Origin of the sequence: Fibrella rubiginis (assembly GCF_017353185.1) — a bacterium.
Taxonomy (GTDB): Bacteria; Bacteroidota; Bacteroidia; order Cytophagales; family Spirosomataceae; genus Fibrella; species Fibrella rubiginis.
The window spans coordinates 336,656-355,057 of the sequence record NZ_JAFMYV010000001.1 but is presented as its reverse complement, the minus strand read 5'-3'; the positions used below and the strand labels follow the sequence as shown (position 1 = coordinate 355,057).

Annotated in this window: 16 protein-coding genes; 5 read left to right on the top strand and 11 right to left on the bottom strand. The window is 53.8% G+C overall.

Going from position 1 to position 18,402, the window contains the following annotated elements:
• Positions 1 to 15 precede the first annotated feature (15 nt).
• Together J2I47_RS01390 and J2I47_RS01385 are read right to left on the bottom strand one after the other, a co-directional pair.
• Entirely contained in the window at positions 16 to 1,494 is a 1,479-nt protein-coding gene (locus J2I47_RS01390) for a RagB/SusD family nutrient uptake outer membrane protein (protein ID WP_207362756.1), read from the bottom strand.
• Between the two features lie 14 nt (positions 1,495 to 1,508).
• Complete coding sequence (locus J2I47_RS01385; RefSeq protein WP_207362755.1) at positions 1,509 to 4,700, bottom strand: SusC/RagA family TonB-linked outer membrane protein; 3,192 nt, start codon at positions 4,698 to 4,700, stop codon at positions 1,509 to 1,511.
• Between the two features lie 282 nt (positions 4,701 to 4,982).
• Between J2I47_RS01385 and J2I47_RS01380 the strand changes: the two genes are divergently transcribed.
• Both J2I47_RS01380 and J2I47_RS01375 read left to right on the top strand, forming a co-directional pair.
• Positions 4,983 to 5,570 carry an RNA polymerase sigma factor gene (locus J2I47_RS01380; protein ID WP_207362754.1) on the top strand — a complete coding sequence of 196 codons (588 nt, stop codon included), beginning with the start codon at positions 4,983 to 4,985 and terminating at the stop codon, positions 5,568 to 5,570.
• Positions 5,567 to 6,292: an anti-sigma factor gene (locus J2I47_RS01375; protein WP_207362753.1), complete on the top strand. Its 726-nt coding sequence runs from the start codon at positions 5,567 to 5,569 to the stop codon at positions 6,290 to 6,292. Before J2I47_RS01380 ends, J2I47_RS01375 begins: the two co-directional genes overlap by 4 nt.
• Positions 6,293 to 6,511: 219 nt before the next feature.
• Here J2I47_RS01375 and J2I47_RS01370 read toward each other — a convergent pair whose 3' ends face one another.
• Positions 6,512 to 7,687 carry an acyl-CoA dehydrogenase family protein gene (locus J2I47_RS01370; RefSeq protein WP_207362752.1) on the bottom strand — a complete coding sequence of 392 codons (1,176 nt, stop codon included), beginning with the start codon at positions 7,685 to 7,687 and terminating at the stop codon, positions 6,512 to 6,514.
• A gap of 253 nt (positions 7,688 to 7,940) precedes the next feature.
• Between J2I47_RS01370 and J2I47_RS01365 the strand changes: the two genes are divergently transcribed.
• Positions 7,941 to 8,660: a porin family protein gene (locus J2I47_RS01365; protein WP_207362751.1), complete on the top strand. Its 720-nt coding sequence runs from the start codon at positions 7,941 to 7,943 to the stop codon at positions 8,658 to 8,660.
• A 93-nt stretch (positions 8,661 to 8,753) separates the two neighbouring features.
• Here the strand turns inward: J2I47_RS01365 and J2I47_RS01360 are convergent, their stop codons facing one another.
• From J2I47_RS01360 to J2I47_RS01345, 4 genes are all read right to left on the bottom strand, one after another.
• The gene (locus J2I47_RS01360) at positions 8,754 to 9,332 is read right to left on the bottom strand and encodes a TetR/AcrR family transcriptional regulator (protein ID WP_207362750.1); all 579 of its coding nucleotides are present in this window, start codon (positions 9,330 to 9,332) and stop codon (positions 8,754 to 8,756) included.
• A 16-nt stretch (positions 9,333 to 9,348) separates the two neighbouring features.
• Positions 9,349 to 10,107: an SDR family oxidoreductase gene (locus tag J2I47_RS01355; RefSeq protein WP_207362749.1), complete on the bottom strand. Its 759-nt coding sequence runs from the start codon at positions 10,105 to 10,107 to the stop codon at positions 9,349 to 9,351.
• 210 nt (positions 10,108 to 10,317) lie between these two features.
• Complete coding sequence (ychF, locus tag J2I47_RS01350) at positions 10,318 to 11,418, bottom strand: redox-regulated ATPase YchF (protein ID WP_207362748.1); 1,101 nt, start codon at positions 11,416 to 11,418, stop codon at positions 10,318 to 10,320.
• A 183-nt stretch (positions 11,419 to 11,601) separates the two neighbouring features.
• Positions 11,602 to 11,925: a DUF3276 family protein gene (locus J2I47_RS01345; RefSeq protein WP_207362747.1), complete on the bottom strand. Its 324-nt coding sequence runs from the start codon at positions 11,923 to 11,925 to the stop codon at positions 11,602 to 11,604.
• A 270-nt stretch (positions 11,926 to 12,195) separates the two neighbouring features.
• Here J2I47_RS01345 and J2I47_RS01340 point away from each other — a divergent pair, with 270 nt between their 5' ends.
• Positions 12,196 to 12,642, top strand: a complete 447-nt coding sequence (locus J2I47_RS01340; protein ID WP_207362746.1) for a septal ring lytic transglycosylase RlpA family protein — start codon at positions 12,196 to 12,198, stop codon at positions 12,640 to 12,642.
• Between the two features lie 292 nt (positions 12,643 to 12,934).
• Positions 12,935 to 13,858, top strand: coding sequence for a DUF58 domain-containing protein (locus tag J2I47_RS01335; RefSeq protein ID WP_207362745.1), 924 nt, complete (start codon positions 12,935 to 12,937; stop codon positions 13,856 to 13,858).
• 102 nt (positions 13,859 to 13,960) lie between these two features.
• On the opposite strand, the gene J2I47_RS01330 is transcribed toward J2I47_RS01335, so the two are convergent.
• From J2I47_RS01330 to J2I47_RS01315, 4 genes are all read right to left on the bottom strand, one after another.
• Entirely contained in the window at positions 13,961 to 14,716 is a 756-nt protein-coding gene (locus tag J2I47_RS01330; RefSeq protein WP_207362744.1) for a zinc ribbon domain-containing protein, read from the bottom strand.
• Positions 14,717 to 14,845: 129 nt separating this feature from the next.
• Complete coding sequence (locus J2I47_RS01325) at positions 14,846 to 15,961, bottom strand: Nif3-like dinuclear metal center hexameric protein (RefSeq protein ID WP_207362743.1); 1,116 nt, start codon at positions 15,959 to 15,961, stop codon at positions 14,846 to 14,848.
• Positions 15,962 to 16,087: 126 nt separating this feature from the next.
• Entirely contained in the window at positions 16,088 to 16,705 is a 618-nt protein-coding gene (locus J2I47_RS01320) for a Uma2 family endonuclease (protein WP_207362742.1), read from the bottom strand.
• A gap of 43 nt (positions 16,706 to 16,748) precedes the next feature.
• Positions 16,749 to 18,371: an L-lactate permease gene (locus J2I47_RS01315; protein ID WP_207362741.1), complete on the bottom strand. Its 1,623-nt coding sequence runs from the start codon at positions 18,369 to 18,371 to the stop codon at positions 16,749 to 16,751.
• Positions 18,372 to 18,402: the final 31 nt, after the last annotated feature.

The window sequence follows — 18,402 nt, the reverse complement described above, 5'->3', positions numbered from 1 at the left end:
AACCACCTCCCCCCCTTACAGCGGATTCTGCACGGCGGCTTTGTTGGCGTTCAGTTCGCGGCGGGGCAGGAGAAACTCCCACTGCTTGTCGCCTGCTGGTATGTCGAAAACAACGGCCACGGCGGGATTATGGTTGGCTCCGTTGCGGTTCAGCGGCAGGTTCATCCGCTTCAAATCGGTGAATCGCTGCCCTTCGCCCCACAGTTCGACGCGCCGGTTGAACAGGATTTCGTCAACCAACTTGGCCCCTGTGTTCGTTGAGCGTTTGTAGGACGGGTCACGCTTACTGACCAGATCAAACAGCAACGTGGTAGCCTCCGTCTCTTTGCCCAGCCGCGCCTGTGCTTCGGCCTCGATCAGATACATTTCGGCAGCCCGCATGTACGGAATATCGCCCATCGTGCTGGTCGAGGGCGTACCTGGCAACCGAAATTTCTGGTTCATATAGGGTGCCCGGATTCCCCCGGCTGGCACCACCGAGTTCGTCGTTGTCGGCGCTTTTACCCACATCTTCGAGCGCACGTCCGTAGCCGGAATCTGGTCGTAGAGCAGGCTGTTGATCAGCTTGGGCGTGGCCCGGATGTTGGTCGAGTTGAAGTTGCAGGAGATGTAGGAATGGTACGCCCCGAAAAACTCCGACTGGTCTTCTACGTGGTCGAAGCCCCAAATCCACTCCGGGTTACCAATATCCGCGAACCCCTCCTGGTACTGCGCCACCGACATCAGCGTGTAGCTTTTCCGGGCTTCGGCGGCAAATTTGGCGGCGTCGGTCCAGTTCTGCTGCGTCAGGGCTACCCGCGCCTGAAAACCCTTTATCACGTCGCTGTTGATGTGCGATTTAAACGTGCGGGTTGCTTTCAACAGGGTCGCCGCGTCGGTCAGGTCTTTGTTGATCTGCGTGTAAATCTCTTCCACGCTGGCCCTGGGCAGGCCGTCGGTGGTGGGCGTCAGCACCAGCGGCACGGCGGGCTGGGTGTTGGGCTTCACGGAGGCATCGTACCGCTTGCCGTAAAGTTGCACCAGGTTATAATAGGCGAATGCCCGCAACCCCAGGGCCTCTCCTTTTACCTGGTCGCGTTCCGCCTGAGTACCAGCGGCCTGATCAATATTAGCCACGGCAATGTTGGCATTACCGATGATCCGGTAATACATCTGGTAGGCAAACTGCGTCAGCGTACTGACGTCCGACCGGTGGGCCGTCCACCGTTGTTCGGGCAAATGCCAGGTGTTCGAGGCGTTGCTGAGCACCAGGTCCTCGCCCAGCGCGTCGACAATAATCATCATGGCCGGGTGGCCGAAGTGGCCCTGCGAATCGAGGTACCGCAACACCATGGCCCGGTAAATGCCGTTAATGGCTGCTGAGGCGTTTTTGGTGGTGGCATAGGCCGAACCAGCATCAACGCTGCCGGTGGGGGCTGTTTCCAGGTAATCTTTGTCGCACGAGGTTGTGAGTAAACCCAGGGCAATGACGATGGTTAGAAATCGTGTTTTCATGAGTGGGTTGCCGATTAAAGTGTGAAAGAGACGCCCAGAACGATGCTTTTGGCCGAACTGAACACGTTGCCCGTGGTGCCGCCGAAATTCTGCTGAACGTTCATCCCCTGCCGACGCGACCGGATGAAGAAGTTCTCGGCACTGACGTAAACCGACGCGTTTTCGAGGAACGCCTTCTTGGCAATGGTACTGGGAAGCGCGTAGGACAGCGTCACCGTGCGGATGTTCAGGTAGCTGGCGTCGATGAGCCAGCGGTCGGAGGCGGCGTCGAAATCAGACGTGCGGCCCGCGTCCATCCGGGGCACGTCGGTGATGTCGCCGGGGTTACGCCACCGCCGCAGAATGTCGGTGCTTTTGGCACTGCCGTACCCGCCCGAACTCATCAGTGCGGCATAGGCCCCGTCATACACCTTGCCACCCAACTGATACACCAGCAATGCCGACAGCGAGAAGCCTTTGTACCGGAAGGTGTTGGTGATGCCGCCCGTCATGGTGGGGATAGACGAGCCATTGTAGCGGAAACGGGCGTTGTTGACGTTGGTCGTGAGCGTGTCGCCGGTGTCGGTAATGCGCGAGTTGGCGGCTACGTAGCTGGATGCGCGGTACTGCGCCTCGCCCGTTTGCGGATTGACGCCCGCGTATTCCCGCAGCCAGAAATCATAGATCGAACTGCCCACCTTGAGCTTCTTGGTCCCGTCGATGATTTCGGGGTTCTCGTCGGGCATTTTGGTGATCCGGTTCTTGATGAATGTCGCGTTGAGGTTGATGTTCCAGCTAAAGTCGCGGGCACGAATTGGCTCCACGTTCAACTCCAGTTCCAGCCCCCGGTTATACATCGTCCCGATGTTGCGCGTCACCGTCGTGATCCCCGCCGAGAGGGGCAGGGGTACGTTGAAAATCAGATTCGACGACTGCCGGTCGAAGTACTCGATGGTACCCGACACCCGGTTTTTGAACAGGCCAAACTCCACAGCCACGTCAAACGAGTTGCTCGATTCCCACTCCAGATTCCGGTTGCCCAGGCTCGTTTGCAGGATGCCCGCTTCCGACGCGTTGTTGAAACCCAGGCCGTAGAGGGGTTGCCAGGCGTAGTAGCTAATGCCCAGATCAGCGGCGGCAGCGGCGGTTGTGCCCCCGCCGTCGTTACCCGTTTGACCATATGAGCCCCTCAATTTCAGCAGATTAATGCTCGAAATGGCCTGAATAAACGGCTCCTGATCGAGCCGCCAGGCCCCGCTGATGGAGTAGAACGTGCCCCAGCGCGAATCCTGGTAGAACTTGCTGGTGCCGTCGCGCCGAATGGAGGCCGACAGGAAATACCGCTGATCGTAGTCGTAGTTGACCCGCGAGAAATACCCCTCAATCCGCCGCGTGTTGTACACCGACTCCAGGTTGGTGGTGGTGGTGAAGTTGACCAGTTCAACGTTACCATCCAGAATCTGCTGCGACCGCGAGCCACTCAGGTAATTGTCGGTCGTGTGGAAGTTTTCATGGCCCAGCAACACGTCTACGTTGTGCCGCCCAAACGACTTGTTGTAGTTGAGCAACTGGTTGAGGTTGTAGCCGGTGATGTTCTGAAAATCGTGCGTAGCGCGGCCCGCCGGGGCACCATCCCCTACTTCGGGGTTACCGTAGGTGTAGAAATTATTGTTGGTGATGTCGGCCCCGATGTTGGCCGTAAACTTGAACGCGTTCAAAAACGATACCTCCCCGTAGGCTCGTGCACCCACCACATTGCGGCGCAGGTAGTTCTGGTTTTTCAGCGTTTCGGCCACCGAGTGCCGACCACCAAACTGAGGCCGCGACGGCAGGCCCAAACTGGTCAGGTTCCCATAATCGTAGCGTTTGTCGCCGTTGGGCAGGGTCAGAAACTGACCAGGATTAGCCGGGTCGTAGGCGTAGACCGGGTAGATCGGGCCAATGTTGCGCGAGAAATAGAATGGGTTCACAAACGTGGTGCCCCCGTCGGCGGGCACGTCGGCCTGGTTGGAGTTGATGACCGTGGCCGACAGGTTAGCCCCCGTTCTGAACCAGGGCTTCATCTGCGAATTGACGTTGAGCCTGGCCGTATAGCGCTCATAATCAGACCGAATCAGGAAACCTTTATCATTCAGATACGACAGCGACAGGAAGTAATCGGACTTCTGCTGCCCACCCGCGAAGCTCACGCCCAACTCGTCGCGGTTACCCTGCCGCGTCAGGGGCTTTTCCCAGTTCAGGTCGTCGGGCGAATAAATCAGTTTGGCGTTGGGGTTCATTTGCCCGTCGGTGTTCACCAGCTGGTTGAACGGCACGTCATAGACGTTGTAGCCAACCAGACTACCCAACCGGCTCGTGGCATCGGCGTTGGCAGCCGACAGGGAAAGCGGGTTGGTGGCGCGGTAAGCTACGCTGTTGCGGTACATTTCCCACATCAGGGGGTAATACTGGTCGGTACCCACCCGGTCGTATTCGGGCAGGGCGCGGCTGTTGAGACCCTTGGTATAGCGCACGCTGATGCTGTTGCGGTCTTTCATACCTTTTTTGGTTGTCACCACCACCACACCGTTGGCCGCGCGGGCACCATACAGGGCCGTAGAGGCGGCATCCTTCAAAATCGTGATGCTCTCGATGTCATTCGGGTTCAGCGTGGCGATGTTGGCTGTATAGGGGATGCCGTCTACCACATACAGCGGATCGTTTGACGAGGAAATAGAGCCAAAACCCCGAATCCTGATCGTGGGAGCCGTTCCCGGTTGCCCGCTGCCCGCCGTTGTCTGCACACCCGGTGCGGCTCCGGCCAGCGCCTGAGCGATGTTGTTGATGGGCCGGTCACTGATTTGTTTGGCCGCAATTACCCCTGCCGAACCGGTGAAGGCCGCTTTCTTGGCTGTACCAAATGAAGTAACGACTACTTCGTCAAGGTTGCCAACGTCGGCGGTCAGGTTGATCGTGATGTTGGTCTGATTACCAACGGCCACCTCCTGCGAGGCATACCCAACAAAACTGAATACCAGCCGACTGTTGGCCGGTACGTCGAGTTTGAACGTCCCGTCGGCACCCGTGCTGGTGCCCTGGGAGGTGCCCTTAATGAGTACGGTAACGCCGGGCAGCGCGGCCCCATCGTCGGCCGTTACTTTGCCCGTCACGGCCCGGCTTTGCGCCAGCGCAAACTGGCTGATCAGGCACAGGATCAGGAAGTAAAGTAGCTGTAAAATCTTTTTCATAGCATCGACATTTGGATTGAGTGATTTGCAAGTTATCGACCCATGTCTGATGCTGAAAGTTAATTGCTATTTAATTTGGCACATCTGTTTGTTATATCCATAAAATACCAGTTATTCTATTTTCGACCATATAATAGTTTGTGTACAGACTGATTGACAGTTATTGTATTAACATGTATTCTGTATACATTCTGTCACCGGCCAACACCGATTTATGGAAATAGCCCTGGCCCGGCATCAATACACTGTCGTTGATGTTCTGACTACAAACAGCCTGTACGTATGTTTTTCAAGCGCTTCCTGAGAAACCGCCCCACTGCCGATGCCGACTTCGTGTCGGCCTACAAGGCTACGGGTGATCTGGACGTGCTGGGTGAACTCTACGAACGGCATATGGACCTTGTCTACGCCGTTTGTTTCAAATACCTGCGCGACGAAGCCGAAAGCAAAGACGCGGTGATGCAGTTGTTCGAGCAACTGGTGGTGGACCTGCGGCGGCACGAGGTAACCAACTTCAAAAGCTGGCTGCACTCGGTAGCGCGCAACCACTGCCTCATGCATTTGCGCAAGCAGCGCATCAGGGTAGGCGATGGCGATACAGACCTGCTCGATGAAGAACGTCCCCTCAGCGATACCCTCGTTGTGTGGCCCGATGGGGACGACGATGCACTGGATGTAGAACGGCACCTGGCACGTTTACCCGCCGCGCTGAACCAGTTGCCCGAACCGCAACGCGTATGCATCGACCTGTTTTATTTGCAGCAGAAAAGCTACGCCGAAGTAGCCGACCTGACGGGTTTCGACCTGAAACAAGTGAAAAGCTACCTTCAGAACGGACGCCGTAACTTGAAAATAAGTTTACAAAAATGAGCCATTCAGCCTATAATCAGCCGCTTACCCTCGACGAGCTTCGGGCCTATCAGGCCGGACAACTCAGCGCGGCTGAGCAGCACCGCGTTGAACGGCTGCTGCTCGAAAACCCCTTTTATGCCGATGCGCTGGAGGGGTTAGAAGCCATCCAGCAGGCCGGCAGTAGCCTGCAACGCCAAACCAGAAGCCTGCACGAATCGCTGCAGGAACGCCTGGAAGAAGCCGCTACCCCCCGCCGACTGATGCCGCTTTGGGTGGCAAGTCTCGTAGCGTCGGTATTACTGGTGCTGAGCGTAACGTTCTACCTGATCTATACCACAAATCCTGTGGGTACTGCCGCCCGCAAGGGCAATATCCCCGCTATTACCGATGCAGTGCAGCCACATCTCGAACCAGGTACGGTGCTGCTGGATGTGAACGATCTGGGAACAGCCGAAACGCCACCAGTGGTCCAACCGGCCACTTCATCTGCTAAACCAATGCAACTGGCTGCCACTGCCAAAGCGCACCGGTCTGTAGTAAAAACGCCGCGTGTGCTCCTGTCAACCGTAGCGCCGGTCAGCACACTAGTTGAAGTTGCGGCAACGGGCTCAACAACGGGGTTACCCGCCGAACCCCACCTATCGGCCACTCCTACTGAAGAGCAACAGGCCATTCGCCGTGCCCGCACCATCAACCCCGAACGCGCCTTTGATGACTGGCCACCGGCGGTGAAGTTGTAAAGGGGAGTTTAAAGTCTAATGTCTAAGGTCTAAAGTTGGCTACGCTGTAGGTTGCTGCCGCCTGGCCCTTCGACAAGCTCAGGGTGACACGCCAATAAGCAATCTTCCTAAGTTGATTCAAGGTCGTTGTCACCCTGAGCTTGTCGAAGGGCCAAGCGGCAGCAACCTACAGCGTAGCCAACTTTAGACTTTAAACATGAAACCTTAAACTCTCTTCCCTTACGCATACGCCGGCTTATACGCCACGGCATCGACCACGATTTTGGCGATGATCTCGCGCATAATTTCGGAAGTGCCCCCGGCAATGGTACCGGCGCGGGCATCGCGGTAAGCCCGGCAGATGGGGTAGTCTTCCATAAAGCCGTAGCCACCAAAAAATTGCAGACAGGTGTCGATCACGCGCTTCTGCATCTCCGATGTATAGAGCTTCGCCATCGAGCACTCTTTCACCACCACTTCGCCCTGCGTGAAAAGCCAGCAGGTGTGGTGCACAAACTGCTTTGCCATCTCGATCTCGGTGGCTACGTCGGCAATTTTGTGCCGTATGGCCTGGAATTTGCCGATTTTCTTGCCGAAAGCTTCGCGTTCGTTTAGGTAATCGAGCGTCCAGTCGAGGGCTACTTCGGCACCCGACACGGCCATGATGGCGGCCACGAGGCGTTCCAGCTGCAGGCTTTCCATGAGATAATAAAACCCCGAATTTTCTACGCCAATGAGGTTCTCAACGGGTACGCGTACATCATCGAACCGAATCTCGGCGGTGTCGGAACTGTGCCAGCCCATCTTGTTGAGCTTTGTGCGTGTTACGCCGGGGCTATCTAAATCCACCACGATCAGGCTCACGCCGTTGGCTCCACCGTCCGGACGCGTCTTCACCGTCAGGGTGACAAAGTCGCCGTAGGTGCCGTTGCTGATAAACGTCTTGGCGCCATTCACAATATACTGATCACCGTCTTTGACCGCCGTAGTGCGAATAGACGACACGTCGGAACCAGTGTCGGGTTCAGAAATGGCCAGCGCGGCCACTTTCTGCCCGGCAATGGCTGGTACCAAGTACCTCTGTTTCAGCGCCTCGGACCCAGCTTTGGCAATGTGGTTGATGGCCATGTACTCGTGCACGCTTACCGCCGTCACGAACCCGCCCATACCACACCGGGCCAGTTCCTCCAGAAACACCACCGAAAACCAGAAATCGGCTCCCGACCCGCCGTAGGCTTCGGCATAGGGCAGACCCAGAAAACCCAACTCGCCCATGCGCCCAAAAACAGATAACGGAATGCGGCGGGCAGTCTCCCAGGCTTCGGTGTGGGGAATCACTTCTTTCTCAATAAACTGCCTGACGCTCTGCCGAAACAGGTCGTGGTCTTCGGTAAAATACAGGGACGGTCTTTTCATGTGTATTTGTTTGCTGAGTGCAATTTTTTCGTCAATGGGGTCAATACGTAAAAGTAGCCATTCGGGGCCGTTCGCAAAAACAATCGGTATTTGTGAAACAAAGCCGAAACACGGCCGTTATGGGTTCAGTTAGTTAACTTAAAATCGTTATAATTTGCCCAAAGTCAACAAGTGCCTGTCTGGTCTTATCTGGTTAGTAATGAGTAGATTATGCGCTTTTTGATCGTAAGCATGAAATGTCTCCCATCTTTTTATGCAAAACGCACGTTACATCTTTCTTTTCGCTACGCTTCTCTTTGTCCAGACCGTTAGTTTCGGTCAGTCACGCCAACGCTGGAGCTTTGGCCCTCGCGTTGGGCTGAACCTGACCAATCTGGTGGGCAACAGTATCAACGTTCCGGGTGCCCCGCAGGGAAGCAATGGCAATGGCTCAAATGAATTGCTTCCGGGTATATCGGCAGGCGTCGGTTTTGTCTACAGCGATATCAGCCGCTTCGGATTTGGCATCGATATCCTTTATTCACAACGGGGCAACAAAGCGAAAACCATCGTTAACAATGTAGAGTACACGGGTATCAACCGGGTTAACTACCTGGAGTTACCCATCACGGGCCGCTATTACCTTACGCGCGGTGGTAACTTCCGCCCAAACATCTACCTGGGTGCTGTGCCTGCCCTGCGCCTCAATGGCAAGGGTACAATTAAAGGGGGTGGCAACGAAATCTCGGTCAACACCACTGAAGACTACCGCACGGCTGACCTTGGTCTGACGGGTGGTCTTCAACTCAACTGGGGTACTGGCCCACGGCAGCACTTCACCGTCGATGCCCGCTACACGCAGGGTATTACTAACATTGCACTCAGAGCCGACGACGTACGTAACCAGATGATTACCATTGGGTTAGGTTACTCATTTGGTATTGGCCGTCAATACAGCCCCGACGATCGCAAACTGCCCATTCGAACACGGTAGTACTAACTAATCGGGCATAAAAAAGGGTCGTACCTCGTCTGGTACGACCCTTTTTTATGCCCGATTAGTCGCTATGGTTGCACCATAGACCTGTCAAAGTACTCTCAGGGCCATATCAACCACTCGATTCAGCAGGCTGGCACTTGTGCTGGTTTTTGCCAAAATGCGCAGGCCGGCCAGCTGACTGATTAGAAAAGGTAGTATGTCATCGAGGGACAAATCGGCCCGAAACTCACCGCTGCGGATCCCCTCTCCAACAATGGTGCGCAGCATAGCCTCCATTCGCTCAAAATTACCACACACAATAGTCACTATATCGGCATAATGGGGTAGCATTTCCAAGGTGGCGTTAGTCATGAAGCAACCTTTATGGTCACCATCGTCGAGGGTTTCTTGAATAAGCCGGTCGAAGATAGCGCGAAGCTTAGCCTTGCCAGTATCAGCGCCGGCAATAGATTCGGCCATTTCGGCGCAGTTCAAATCACGGTAACGCTCCAGTGCTTGTTTGTAGAGCGTATGCTTATCAACAAAAGTATCGTATAAGCTGGCCCGGTTAATACCCATCGCATCGACTAGGTCCTGCATAGAGGTTTGGTGGTAGCCTTTTCGCCAGAAAGTCTCCATTGCTGCTTGAAGTGCATCCTGTTCCGCAAAAGCCTTTGGTCGAGCCATAGTGTAGTGTTAATCTTTAAAGCGTTACCATCCCGCCATCAACGATAAGTTCGCTGCCCAGGATAAACGATGAGTCATCAGATGCAAAGAAAACAATCGTTCTGGCAATTTCATCCACATGCCCGAAACGGCCCAGGGGCACCAACCCAGCAATATGCTGTCCCATTTGCGTCAACTGCTCTTCATCGACGCCCAGCTTCGCTGTAGTGAACAGAGGCGTACCAACCGGACCGGGGCTAACCGCGTTCACCCGAATTTTACGCGGGAGTAATTCAGCCGATAAATTCCGCGCCAGCGAGACCAGTGCGGCCTTGCTCGCCCCGTAAGCACTAGCACCCGCCATGCCCATGTGAGCATTTACAGACGTATTTAACACAATAGACCCGCCCTCGCGCATCAGGGGTAAAACTGCCTGAATGCTAAAGAAAGCGCCTTTGAAGTTCACGTCCATGTTGTGATCAAAGGTTGCTTCTGTCATGTGTTCCAGCGGTGCAAACGTAGCCACACCAGCGTTGACAAACAGCACATCGACGTGGTCAGTTAATGTACCTAACGTCTCGCCCATCTGCCGGATCGCGGCCATATCGGCTACGTTAGCGACAATACCCGCCGCTCTGCTACCCAGCAACTCAACTGCCTCATCTATAGCACGTTGATCACGACCTGTAATGATCACTTTGTCGGCGCCTTCGGCTAAAAAGGCCTGCGCTGAGGCAAATCCAATACCGCTGTTACCGCCTGTAACAACGGCTACTTTACCCTGCAACTTGCTCATGTCTGTTTGTTTTAGACTGATTGTTCCAAAAATAGACCAGAAAAATGCCGAGTGGCCAACCCGGCAGCTTGCAAGCGAGGGTAAAGGTATGCTATTGGAATGAACAGTACAAAATAAAAGTTTTCAGTTCAAGGTGTTTTGAGTTGCTCCGTATGGAAAAAACGTACCCAGGCGGAGCTACTCAAAACACCTTAAACTGAAAACCTCCTGTTAGGCTCCGTGCAAAAACTCCATAATGTCGCCGTCCTGCACGACGTATTCTTTGCCTTCTACCGATAGTTTACCAGCTTCTTTCACGGCCGATTCAGTTTTAAACTGCTCGAAATCAGCCAGTTTCATCACCTGTGCGCGAATAAATTTCTTCTCGAAGTCGGTGTGAATTACTCCGGCGGCGGCGGGGGCTTTCCACCCCCGGCGAATGGTCCAGGCGCGGACTTCTTTCACACCCGCTGTGAAGTAAGTGATCAGGCCCAGCAGTTTGTACGACGCCTTGATGAGCTTGCTCAAACCTGATTCAGTGAGGCCATATTCGCTTAAAAACAGTTCACGCTCTTCGGGGTCGCTCATCTCGGCAATCTGCGATTCGATACCCGCCGAAATTACTACCACGTCGGCACCCTCTTCGGCCACCGCCGCCCGCAGCTTATCGGAATAAGCGTTGCCGTTGGGCAATGAGCCTTCGTCTACGTTGGCTACGTACAATACCGGCTTCACTGTCAGCAAATCAATGTCGCCAATAGCCTCTTCCTGCTCTTCGGCCGATACCTGCACCGTGCGGGCGCTTTTGCCCTGTTCCAGCGCAGTTTTGTACATCCGCAATGTTTCGAGCGCCGCTTTCGCCCTAGCATCGCCCGACTTAGCATTGCGCTCCAGCTTCTGCATTTTTTTGTCAACCGACTCTAGATCCTTCAGTTGCAATTCGGCGTCGATGATCTCTTTGTCGAAAACAGGATCAACGCGACCTTCTACGTGCACAATGTTATCGTCTTCAAAGCAGCGTACTACGTGCACAATGGCGTCTACTTCGCGGATGTTGGCCAGGAATTTGTTGCCCAGTCCGGCACCCTGACTAGCCCCTTTCACCAGCCCGGCGATGTCGACAAATTCAATAATGGTTGGCACCACCCGTTGGGGGCTCACCAGTTTTTCGAGCGAATCGAGCCGCTCGTCGGGTACCGTTACCACACCCACGTTGGGTTCGATGGTACAAAAAGGGTAGTTGGCAGCTTCGGCCTTTCCGGTCGAAATCGCATTAAATAAGGTCGACTTGCCCACGTTTGGCAAGCCCACAATTCCACATTGAAGTCCCATGAATAAGAGTCGATAGTCGCCAGTCGATAGTCAATAGTCGCTGACGCAAGAATAAAGTTGGCGGCAGATTACTTATGCATCAGCGACTATTGACTATCGACTGACGACTACCGACTTGTAAAATTACAAAAAAAGCCTCAGACGGGGGTCGAGGCTGGCTTAACGGCTTCAATCAAAATAGTACTATTCCCATTTTAGCTGCGTGTGGAGGTCATCAGTAACCTCATCAGGGCGATCAAATTGGGTGAAATCGGTGCCAGGCATGAGTTCCGTTTTCACATAGTCGATCGTTTCCTGGAGGGCTTCGAGAAATTTGGTGAAGTCCTCTTTGTAAAGAAACATCTTTTGCTTGTCGTAGGTGAATCCATCACCCTGTGGCAGGCGGCGGCTCTCGGTCAGTGTCAAATAGAAATCATTGCCACGGGTTGATTTCACGTCAAAAAAGTACGTCCGTTTGCCCGCACGCACCCGTTTTGAATAGATTTTCTCGTTTGTTCGCTCGTCCACTTGTCAATCAATTAAGGGCTAGTACGGGTCAAAATACGGCCCGGAGCGGCAGAACAAAAAGAAAGGCGAGAATATAATTTTCCAAAAAAATCATATTCTGTAGAATTAGCTCCACAGAATATGTGTAGATAATCTTCCCCTAATGCTTTGTCGTATAGCCTTTTATTAGTAGTTTTGTTACTAGGGAATTGCATTTTTTGGTGAATGAAGGCGTTATGAAACCCGGTTTTGGAAAGGTCTTCTTCTATTATTTCACGAACCAAAGACTGTATGAGTTTATTCACGACCCTACTGCTGCTGGCAGGCACCGTTTGCTCGTCAGAGTCGCCCCAAAAAGAAGAGCATAAGCAGTCAGGCCAGGCATCCTATTACGCCAATCGGTTCAACGGATGCCGGACAACAAGTGGCGAGCGCGTTAAGCAACATCTGTTTACAGGCGCACATCGCACATTTCCGTTCAATACGCTGGTTGAAGTAACCAATCAAGCCAACCAGCAATCAGTCGTCATCCGGATCAACGACCGGGGACCGTTTCACAAAGGCCGCGTGGTCGATATGACCACCGCCGCCGCCAAAGCCATCGGATTGCTCGGAAGAGGGGTGGTTAATGTTACATTACGAGTAGTGGGTAAAGACCGTTATGTCGCCCAACTCGATGAGTCGCCAACGCTCGATGGGCGTTCGCCGCTGCTACCCGGCCTGGTGCCAGTGCAGTAATTAAGGGGATGGGGAGCCCAGGCGTACCGACGCAACCCGCACCCACACATCTGTACGGACGAGTACAGTCCGTTTTAGTTAAGACCTGATTCACAGGCTGGCCCTTTTTTTGCAATTCCCTTTGCAAAGCGCCGGACCTACGAATCAGGTTTTTTTTGTGCTTTTGGACGTTGGATGTCGGATATTAGACGTTGGATATTGGACGTGGCTAGCTTCGCGCTTTGTGGCTGACGCGAGGCCGACCCGTCGGACCGCATTTTACATTCTTCATTTTACATTCCCCCTCTCTCCCTTGGCAGCAACACTCAACTTGGCGCAGGTACGTTCGTTTGGTAACGTCGAATTTCTGGCCAGGCAGCTGGTCGAGGGGTTCATTACGGGGTTACATAAATCTCCCTTCCACGGATTTTCGGTCGAATTTGCCGAACACCGGCTCTATAACCCCGGCGAAAGCACCCGCTACATCGACTGGAAGGTGTTTGGCAAGACCGATAAGCTCTTTGTGAAACGCTACGAAGAGGAAACTAATCTTCGCTGTCACCTGCTCATCGATACGTCGTCGTCGATGTATTACCCCGAGAAAGATTACGGCAAAATCACGTTCAGTGCCATGGGTGCGGCTAGTTTAGCCTACATGCTGCAACGCCAGCGCGACGCGGTGAGCCTGTGCACCTTCGCCGACGAGATTGAACTGCAAACACCCGTGAAATCTACGCCGGGGCACGTACACAAGCTCTTTACTCACCTCGATCAGCTCCTGCAGTCGCCAAAACCAAACCGCCGTACGAGCGCACCGGAGGTGATTCACCAACTAGCCGAGAAGATCAATAAACGGTCGCTGGTAATTCTCTTCAGCGATATGTTCGATTCGGCGGGAACAGATCCGGCCCGGCAGGATGCCCTCTTTTCGGCCCTGCAACACCTGCGCCACAACCTGCATGAGGTGCTTATTTTCCACGTCACTGACCGCCAAACCGAGCAGGCCTTTGCCTTCGACGAGCGACCTTACGAGTTTATCGACCTGGAAACCGGTAACCGCGTGAAACTCCAGCCTAACCAGGTGCGCGACGCCTACAAAACCGCCGTGACAAACTACCTCCACAACCTGAAACTCCGCTGCGCCCAGTACCGCATCGACTTCATCGAAGCCGACATTGCCCAAGGCTTCGAACCCATTTTGTCAGCGTATCTGGTAAAGCGGACGAAAATGAGGTAGTATTAATGCACAATGCACAATGAATAATGTACAATGGGCTGACGCGAGAAATGACTTGCGTCAGCCCATTGTACATTATTCATTGTGCATTGTGCATTAATACTACCGCCCTCTTCCCGTAGTTACCGGCTCAGGAACAGCATCGACGTCGGCGAGGATACGACCGCAGTGTTCGCACACGATGATCTTCTTCTTGTCTTTAATATCGGCTTGACGTTGTGGGGGCACTACGTTGTAGCAACCACCACAGGCACCGCGCTTCACGGTCACAACGGCCAGTCCATTCAGGGCATTATGCCGAATTTTGTCATACGACACCAGCAGTCGAGCTTCTACGTTTTTAGCCTGCTCTTCGCGCTCAACGGCTAGTTGCTTTTCGTCAGCTTCGCTCTCCGAAATCAGCTGATCAAGCTCCTGCTTTTTCACTTTCAGGTCTTCCTTACGCAGATTCAGTGTCTCTTGCGTCGCGTTGATTTCGTCCTGCTTACCCTGCATCCGAAACTGCGACTCGCCGATTTTCTTGTCCGACAATTCCATTTCCAGCGACTGCAACTCGATTTCTTTCGTGATCGCGTCGAATTCGCGGTTGTTACGCACGTTCATCTGCTGCTCTTTGTAGCGGGCAATGAGTTTGTCGGCGTCTTTCTTAACAGTCTTGTTACGGTCAATTTCTTCCTGAAGGGTGCTGACCTCGCTGTTGAATTTTCCGATGCGCGTCTCGAAACCGATGATCTCATCTTCCAGATCACGAACTTCCTCGGGGAGGTCGCCCCGCATACGGCGGATATCATTCAGTTGAGAATCAATGGCTTGCAGTTTAAGAAGTGCGTCTAATTTTTGCGCTACCGTTAGTTCCATTCGGGGGAGTGATGTTAATGTACAATGAACAATGTATAATGTACAATGAAAGCTAGCGGAATTGATCCCGTAAACTGTGTTGAATGCTGACAATGATGTCCTTAAAGGTCATTGTACATTGTGCATTATTCATTGTACATTAAAAAAATATCGCACCGGGTTGGTGTTTGTTTCTGCTAAAATTACCGCAAAGGTAGTGAATTTTTGGGCCAAACGCTGTTGAATCAGGTCTTTGGTAAAGACCTCGCTTTCGTAGTGACCAATGTCGCAGATGATTAGTCGGCCTTCGGCGTCAAAGAACTCGTGGTATTTATAATCGGCAGTGACGAAGGCGTCGGCACCAGCCCGGATGGCGTCGGAGAGCAGAAAACTGCCTGCTCCACCGCATACCGCCACGCGCCGGACGGGCCTGTTACGCAGAGGCGTATGCCGAATCACAGACGCGTTCATGTTCATGCTAAGGTAACGCAGCCAGGCCGTCTCGTCCATGGGTTCGGGCAGATCACCCACCGCACCGGAGCCGACAGTCTGGTTAGCGTTGTTAAGCGCGTAGAGATCGTAGGCGGGCACCTCATACGAATGCGCACGGGTCATGGCCCGCACCACAGTGCCTTCCAGGTGCGTGGGCAGGATCACTTCCAGCCGCAGTTCCTCTACGGATTCATCCTGCCCCACGGCCCCCACCACTGGGTTGGACCCGGTTAGCGGCCGGAACGTGCCGGTGCCCCCTACTCGGAACGAACAATGGTCGTAGTCACCAATCTGACCTGCTCCAGCCTCATAGATAGCCGCGAGTACGTTGGCCATATCAGCTTTGGGAGTAAAGACTACGAGCTTACTGAGCACCTGCGCTTTCGGAGCTAGAATCTGTACATCCTGCAACCCTAACCGACTGGCAATGTGGTAGTTTACTCCCCCTGCCACACTGTCTAGGTTGGTGTGGGCAGCGAAAATGGCGACGTCGTTTTTGATCGCTTTGATTACCGTGCGTTCTACGTAGTTTTTGCCGTTCAGCTTTTTCAGGCCCCGAAACACGATGGGATGGTGTGCCACAATGACGTTACAACCCCTGGCAATGGCCTCATCCACTACCGCTTCCGTGGCATCGAGCGATACCAGTACGCCGGTGATGACTGCGTTGGGATCACCCACGATCAGCCCGGCGTTGTCGTATGATTCCTGATACACGGGCGGTGCCCAGGCGTCCATATAGCGCGTCAGGTCACGAATTTGGGGCTGGTTCATAAGGGCAAAGGTACAGGCAATTGGATACCTAGCTGGCCTAATTGCCGGACTGGACAAATTTGCGATCCGATTGCAAATTTGTCCAGTTTGCATTCTTACACCATTAAAAAATTGACAGTTAGCTAGTTAGTTATATTTATACCCCCCCACGTGCTCATAAACATCACGAATAGTAATGGTGCAACCGCCAATGGTGACGGATTGATCGGGCTGTTCAGCGAAGGTGTTGAGCCAGTCGTTACTGTCGCCGACGCGGGTATAGAGATCGAGCCGGAGCGCGTTTTGCGATACCCGGATGTATTGCTGAAGGGAATGGAGCTTATTGTAATTGTACCACTTCATCGTCTCATCGTAATCGCTGGTCGATTCGGAAAGGACTTCAATCAACACCGTTGGATTGACCGTTGCCTGCATCTTGCCTTTGTACGTTTTGAAGACTGACTCGCCGCAAACAACCATCACGTCGGGGTAGTAATAATTCGCGGTTTCCGGCACAAACAGCATCCGGTTGTTGGGATAAACGCGGTATCCGGTGCCTTTTAAAGAGGTGCCTAACAAGCCAATCAGGTTAGCCACAATGAGGCCGTGATTTTCGGACGTGTAGGGCATGAGGCGAATTTCTCCGTCGATGTATTCCTGTTTTTGAACAGACTGAACCACCGTCGTCATGTATTGATCGAGCGTGGCTTTACGGCGACGTTGAGCTTGCCGTGTTGCGGAGCGGCGTGTGGGTGGTGCTTGCATACGGCTAAACGAGTTAACGAAAGATAGGAAAACTTCGCCGCATCTAGTAACCCGGTATAATCCACTCAACCAGGTACGCCTGCGCTAGCGTCAGGAAGCAGATGATAACGAGCAGGATGAAACTGTGTTTCACCGTGAACCGGAACAACTGCGACTCCTGCCCCACCAGATTACCTGCGGCGGCGGCTACGGCAATCGACTGGGGCGAGATCATTTTACCCACCACCCCACCCGACACGTTGGCCGCCACCGTCACCACCGGGTCAATGCCGATGGACTGCGCCGTGGCATACTGAATCTTGCTAAATAGGGCATTGGCCGATGTATCGGAGCCCGTGATAAACACGCCCAGCCAGCCCAGCACGGGCGCGAAAAACGGGAACAGTACACCCGTTCCCGCCAGCATGGTAGCCAGCGTGAGCGTGATGCCCGAATCGTTCATGATGTAGGCAAATCCCAGCACGGCCGCGATGGTCAGGATCGGAAATTTGAGTTGACTCAGCGTAGCGCGGAATACAGCGGCTCCTTCCCGATAGGTCAAGCCAACCAGGGGAATGGCGATGAGCGCAGCAAGCAGAATAGCCGTGCCAGCCGCTGACAAATAATTGAGCTTGAACAATTTGGCCAGATTAGTACCGTCTGCTCCCTGAATGGCATTGTGTAGTCCCGGCACCTCAAACTGAACCAGGCCAACAGCGTTCAGTCCATTTTTGACAGGCTGCAATCCCCACATAATGATGATGACCGTCAACACCAAAAACGGCGACCATGCCCGAATGATCTGCCCGGTTGAATAGCTCGTCTGGTCGGCGATGAGGGTGGGAGCTGGTTCATTGGCAAAGCGCCAGATAGTTTTGGGTTTCCAGAAACGGAGGAAAACGATCAGGCTGATGATGGAACCCAGCCCCGCAATGACGTCGGGCAGGGCGGGGCCGAGGAAATTGGACGACAGGAACTGCAACACCGCGAATGATACACCCGACACCAGCACCGCCGGGCCAATCTCCCACGCTTTTCTGGCCCCGGCAATGATGCTCACCAGGTAAAACGGCAACACCAGCGACAGCATCGGCAACGTCCGGCCCACCATCTGCGAGATGGGCATCTCTGGTATGCCTGACACCTGCGAGGCCACCGTGATGGGAATGCCGATGGAGCCAAACGCCACCGGTGCCGTATTGGCAATCAGGCAGATACCCGACGCATAAAGCGGGTTGAAGCCCAGTCCCACCAGCATGGCCGCCGTGATCGCTACAGGTGCCCCAAACCCGGCAGTCCCCTCCAGAAACGAGCCAAACGAAAACGCAATCAGCAAGGCCTGCAATCGGCGGTCGGCGGTGATACCCGCCATCACATGCTTGATGACCTCAAACTGCCCGCTTTTCACCGTGACGTTGAACAGAAAAACGGCCATGACCACCAGCCAGCAAATAGGAAAGAGGCCGTACAGGGCACCGTGGGTAACAGAAAGGAAGGCTAGCTTCAACGGCATTCCATACACAAAAACGGCAATAAGCAGGGCTAATCCAGTAGCGATCAGACTAGCCTGATACCCTTTCATCTTCTTGATAATCAACGCCCAGAAGATAAATAGAATGGGTATGGCTGCCACCAGCACCGACAGCGTGAGATTGTGAAAGGGGTCAATTACTTGCTTCCAGATCATGCGTTTTTGGTAAAGAAAGCCCGCTGGCTAA